This is a genomic window from Pseudobacter sp. (genome assembly GCF_051955275.1).
Lineage (GTDB): Bacteria > Bacteroidota > Bacteroidia > Chitinophagales > Chitinophagaceae > Pseudobacter.
The window spans coordinates 1-5,934 of the sequence record NZ_JBQCGW010000180.1 but is presented as its reverse complement, the minus strand read 5'-3'; the positions used below and the strand labels follow the sequence as shown (position 1 = coordinate 5,934).

Here is a 5,934-nt window from a genome sequence, read left to right as displayed (position 1 = left end):
GTCATCCACGCCTATCTGCTTCTTTAATTCAGCACCTGAATTCCCCAGAAAAGGGATCTCGTAATCGCGCAATACAGGCCGCAGCAGGATATTTCCGATCCTGTCCTGAGGCAAATGGATGATCTCCGCAAATACCGTGTCGGCAGGCAATAAGGCCGCCTCGCTGGCCGTAATTTCAGCAGTCATTCGATGAATATCTTCATGCAAATGACAAAATCTGCCCAGCAGGTTGGCACCACCCGGCCCGTTGATCAGTCTCAGGAAAAAGCGGTAATTGCCCGCATCTATTTCATCGGCGTTCTTCCCATATAAACTTCCCAGAATGCCGGCAGACTGAATACCGCTGTATCCCTGATCATCACCGGAAGCTTTTATCAGTTCATCCAGGTCATCATCGGTTAGCACAACCGGCTCATGGTTTAAAGAGGATGACTGTATCTTTTGTTGCAGCAACTGTGCAAATCGGTTACCGATGGAAGAATGCCTGTCAGGTATTTCCAGGTCATTCACTAATGATGCCGTATTATTGTTGTAATTGCCATATCCAATACCCAGTTCCACATCCAGCACTTCACACAGAGGTAGTTCCTGTTCTTCATACCGTTGCCGGAAACGATCGCAGAAAACTGTCAGGTCATCTGACTTTTCTTTAAATGGATAAATGGCCCTGATCAGTTTTTCTATTTCGCCAACCACTTCATTCAGCACTTTGGCGGAAATGCTGTTTATTGATGTATGCAGGTAGAGATCGCTCTGGAACAGGGTTTGAACACCTGAACGGTCAAGCCCTGCTTCATCCATTTTTTTTATTACCCGTTGCAGCCTGTCAATGCTGAAATGATCTTTCGATAATATCGTATCCAGCTCCTGCAAGAGCGCGGCCTGTGGCTGCAGATCTTCAAATGCAGAGAAACGCTGAATAAGGTCCAGCATAGGAGGCGCACCGGAAATAGCAGGTTCCAGCTCATGCAGCAATAATTGATTTTGGATCAGGGACTGTATGTAAACACCTGCTTCTTCTTTATCCAGTCCTGCTTCGAGTAATATCAGTTCCAGGTCTGCATAAGAAGCACCGGTTGAAGAACGCTGAAGCAGCTGCCACAATACATTGTTGTAAGCCACTTCCGACAGGAAATATTTCCGTTTGTTGTTGACCAGCTCATGCCGTACATAACGGATCTTCCTGCCTTGTCTGTAGAGAGAATTATTTTTGATCCATTTCAGTTGTGTCACCATGCCGGGCTGCGTAGCAGCAGTATCAACAAAACGATGCAGCAGGTCCATATCCAGTCTGCATGATTCGGCTAATTGCTGTATGTTGCCCATCACTATAGCTGTTCGTTCACCTGCACTGCCTACAGCGCATCCCGCGAAATTGGCGTATGGCGTGCAACGCGTGCTGCTTCTGATCCAGTATTTGCGGAGCGTCTGCAGCATTTTGTGCTTCAATTCCCCGGCGGCTTCCTGCTTCCGGAATTCCTGGTACAGTTCGGATGAAGAGAGGTAGAGGCCATACAGAAAGGCTTCCTGTTGCATCCATCGTTCATGATCGCCTTCCAGGCATTGTTTCATCCGCTGCACCGGAAAAAGAGGTGCCCGCAGCAGGTATTTATTCCCATTGACCCTGATCATACCATTTTGTTGATATCAAGAAAATAGACCTCATCCCATGAAGCGCTTTCGTCAGACAGCATCCCTAACATTATCAGGCCCACGCCGGACAAGCCATTCAGCACATCGATATTGCTGCTCCAGATAGCTTTATCATACTCCTTCAGCGAAATCTCCATTCCGGTTTCCGTTTCTCTTGTAAGTTGCAGTGAATGACTGATCCAGTACCTTGCCTGTTCTTTCAGTGCAGGGTGTTGCGCATACTGGTAGAACCGCAGAAAGAGATGGGCGATTCCCCAGGTACCATGACAAAACCCTGCATCGTCCCGCATCCACCTGAAACCATCATCACGTTGCCGGATAACCGAGATCAGCCGGTCTGCTTCCCGCTTATATTCAAGATCCCCTGTAGCATTGAATGCATGGATCAGGCTCACAGCAATGCCCATATCTCCGTAACACCAGCCCAGCCGGGTAGGATCATAGGGAGGAAGGGTGCCGGGGTGTATGAGGGAAGGGTAGTTACAATCCATTCTGCCAGCATCGCAGTGGAGCTGCATAAAACGGACGGCCTTTCGCAACAGTTGCTGGCTGGCATCCGTGGCAACTCCCAACTGGCAAAGTTTTGAGAGAAAGCTGATCACTGACGGGCTGCCATGCGACAAGCCCAGGGAAACGCCCTGTCCGGGTGTTTCCGTATAAAGATATTCCCAGCAGACAGCATCATCTGCATAGCGTATGGCTGTTGTATCGAGGGCGGCCACCACGGCTTCAAAGTAATCTTTCCTGCTGTGCACATGATCGGGCGAACAAAGCAGGGCGACAGCTGTACTCAGTCCATTGTGCATATAATCGTATTGCCCTGCACGCATCATCATGAGGCTTGCATCGCACAATTGATCCAGCAGCTCATCACTGATCAGTGATGCATCTTCATCAATAAATCCTTCCCGTTGCAGATACAGCAACAGCCAAACCATTCCTGGTAATCCTGCAAAGAGGGAATGACCGGTTTCTTCTCCGGCCTTTTCCAGCAGGCGTTCCAGCATTTCAACGGCTTGCTCCTGCAGCAACTCATCTTCACTGAACTTTGCCATATGGAACAGAAACAAAACAGCGCCTGCGTTCCCTCCCATGATACCGCTTGAGAAAGATCCCACCTGATCCTTCTGCAATTTCTCTGACACGGTTGCTGTAATTCTGCCAAGCATGTTGCGGAACTGCTGTTGCTGGTCATCCGTCAGCCAGGGAGCTGCTTCAATAATATTTGTATTCATGATTTACATTCTTTACCGGATCCTTCCATAAAAGGCAGCAGAACGCCTCCTGAAAAGCGCCCTGCTGTTAGTGCGGAAATTATTCCCTGCTGCTGTTTATCTGCAGAGGTCAGAATTGCACTGTTTTGGTTTGCATGTGATGCAGGTGCCATCAGAGCATCTTGGTGATGTCAATCCACCTTTGATAGCTGCACTTGCACTGTCAGACAGTACTGATACGTTTTTCACTTTCAACGCCAGTTTTTTGGTGAGCGTTTTCTTTTTCATAATACAAACATTGTGATGATAAGTCCTACTCTTTTACAGGTTTTCGGATTCCCTGGCCTGCTTGGGAAGGGCGCAGTACATGGCCCTGTCAAAAGCTGTGAGCTATTGCCATAATGTTTTTGATATGTAGTTACTAACATAGCAGGAGAGGGGTGAAACCTGCTACGGCAAAGGATATCCGGCTGGTCATTTAAAAAAGGCCAGGCAGTGAATTCCTTTAAATGCTGATTGAATGATCCGGGTTGCAGATCTCCGGGTGAAGAGATCGTTGTTGACTTGTTGCTGCTATCAGAAGATATTCCGGTGGTGGGGAGAAATATCGGAGATAAAATTAGGGGAGAATGAAATACAAAAAACGGGGTGGGAGCGGAAAGCAGATTCAACTGCAAAAATATCCTGCTGGATTGGATTTGCTACCTTGAGTATTACCGCTCTGTGGTATAACGGATATATATAGACTAGATCAATGTTTCCAGCGCCAGTTGGATCTCAATCCGGGTGCCTGCCGCATTTCCCTGTTCATCATAAAGGTCGGTGATAACAGGCTGCCAGTCGCTTCCGTGTTGCCGGTTGAACAGGCTCACGCGCTTCATGGTGATATCCGTTCCATGCGAGCGTTGTACCGCCTGGTGATCAGGCCTGTTGGCCAATGCCTGTTGTCTTCCCACGCCATTGTCTTCAATAACAATGGAAATACCTGCATTATTCTTTGAAACAATAATATTCAGTATCCCGGGCCGCTTTACGGGTAATAATCCGTGCACGATTGCGTTTTCCGCAAAGGGCTGGATCAATAATCCTGGAATGGCTGTATTGTCTGGCTCGATGTTTTCATCCACTGTTATGCGGTAGCTGAAGCGGTTCTCAAAGCGAACCTGCTCTATCTGGAGGTAGAGTTCCAGTGCCTGCAGTTCTTCTTCCAGGCTGATCTTTCTTTGCCGCGAGTGATCCAGTATCAGCCTGATCAGGCGGCTGAACCGGCTGATATATTGATTGGCCTGCGCCTTGTCGTTCCTGTTCACGAAGGCATTGATGGTATTCAGGCAGTTGAAAATAAAATGCGGATTCATCTGTGCGCGCAGGGCGCTGTTCTCCAGGTCGTTCAACCTGATCTCATAATCGGCTTTCAGCTGCGCCTGTTTCTGCACCTGGCGGATGCGGATGCGGTACCAGGTATAAGCAAGCAACAATGCTGCTAAAAAGCACAGACCAGGGAACCAGGGCGTTTTCCAGAATGCTGGTTCTATAACAAAGCTGAATGGCTCCGCTTTGAACCAGTCCTTTCCGTTGGCAGACACTTCCACATTGAACCGGTAGCTGCCGGCCTTCAGGTTATTGAAACGGGCAGTCCGCTGGCGGCCTGCATAGACATACTGACTGTCGAGCCCCGTAAGCCTGTACCGGTATTGCAGGTAGGGCCCCGTTTTATAATCCACGGCCAGATAAGAGAACTGAACATTATTGCGGTTATAGGGAAGCGTTAGTACACCTGAACCGGCAATATTCATCAGTGTATCCTGTAGGGTGAGCTGTGTGATATGCAGTTTCAGGGGATTGGATTTGCTGCCCAGTGAATCAGGATGAAAATGATTGTAGCCATCTTCACTTCCGATGTAAACTGTTCCGTTCTCCGCTAAATAATAGGCGGAGAATTTATGGTTTCCTGCCAGCAATCCATCTTTCTCATCAAAGCTTTCCAATTCGTTGGTGGCAGGCCTGTAACGCGCCAGGCCACGGTTCCCGATGATCCACACATCCCCATTCTGATCGCAGATAAGCCCGGTGATATTGCTGCTGGAGAGCCCATCCTGTTTCCGGATGATCTTTGGATTGTTGAATTGTCCGGCTGTGTAAATATATAGTCCGGTAAATCCACCTGCATATACATTGCCGGCACTGTCTTCCGCTACGGTCTGGATACTCTGATCGCCCTGCTGCCCGGGCACCGGCACTGTTGTGAGTTGCTGCGTTTGTGGATTGAAATGAAAGAGACCTTCCCGTTGCGCCAGCCACCAATTGCCACGGCTATCGATGAGGGCATAGAAAGTGCGATGCCTGGCTACGGCGCCCAATGCAGGATGCCCGATAAAGGATCTGCCTTTGCCGCTGATGGGATCAAATGCTGTGATGCCGTTATTGGAGCATAACAGAAATTCCGCGCCATTCCGGATGATGGCATAAATATCCGAAGGGAATGGGGCAGGAGCGGCAGGATCATTTCTTTTGAATGCGGGAATGAACTGATCATGTTCCAGTCTTCCCAACCCTGCGCCGAAGGTGCCAGCCCAGATCCGCTGCTTCCTATCCATCGCAATATGCCGGATGGTCTTAACACGCTCTTCAGCGGTGTAACGTATCATTTTACCCGGAATACCGGCTGCATCCTGCTGAAAAAGGCCTGCATTGGTGCCGATCCATAGGTGTTGCTGATGATCACGCAGGAAACAATTGACCACTGAGCTGTAGCGATACCCTTCCTTATCGGTCAGCTGCGTAACTGCCTGCAGCCTGGAAGCTTCAACAGAAGCATAACTCAGGCCACGGCTATGAACAAACAGGGTACCCTGCCGGGATATAAAAAGACTGCGGCAATAATCGTTGAGGATGGATTGCGCATCACCACCATCGTGTTGAAGGTGCTGCGCTGATTTGTTTTTTATATCGATGATATAGACTCCGAAATACCGGCTGGCCATTGCATACCGGTGTTCATCTATTTTTGCGATAGCGCCTGCATATCCACCGATCGGTTTGCCGTCATTGACAGCCCAGTGATTGA

At 49.0% G+C, this 5,934-nt stretch carries 4 protein-coding genes; all 4 read right to left on the bottom strand.

Annotated features, from left to right (window positions below):
• The coding region (locus ACTHMC_RS15230; protein WP_440414268.1) for a lantibiotic dehydratase family protein at nucleotides 1-1,632 on the bottom strand (1,632 nt) is incomplete at its 3' end.
• Complete coding sequence (locus ACTHMC_RS15225; protein ID WP_440414266.1) at nucleotides 1,629-2,888, bottom strand: lanthionine synthetase LanC family protein; 1,260 nt, start codon at nucleotides 2,886-2,888, stop codon at nucleotides 1,629-1,631. The genes ACTHMC_RS15230 and ACTHMC_RS15225, both read right to left, overlap by 4 nt.
• Nucleotides 2,889-2,984: 96 nt before the next feature.
• Nucleotides 2,985-3,155, bottom strand: coding sequence for a class I lanthipeptide (locus ACTHMC_RS15220; RefSeq protein ID WP_440414264.1), 171 nt, complete (start codon nucleotides 3,153-3,155; stop codon nucleotides 2,985-2,987).
• Between the two features lie 458 nt (nucleotides 3,156-3,613).
• The coding region (locus ACTHMC_RS15215; protein ID WP_440414263.1) for a histidine kinase at nucleotides 3,614-5,934 on the bottom strand (2,321 nt) is incomplete at its 5' end.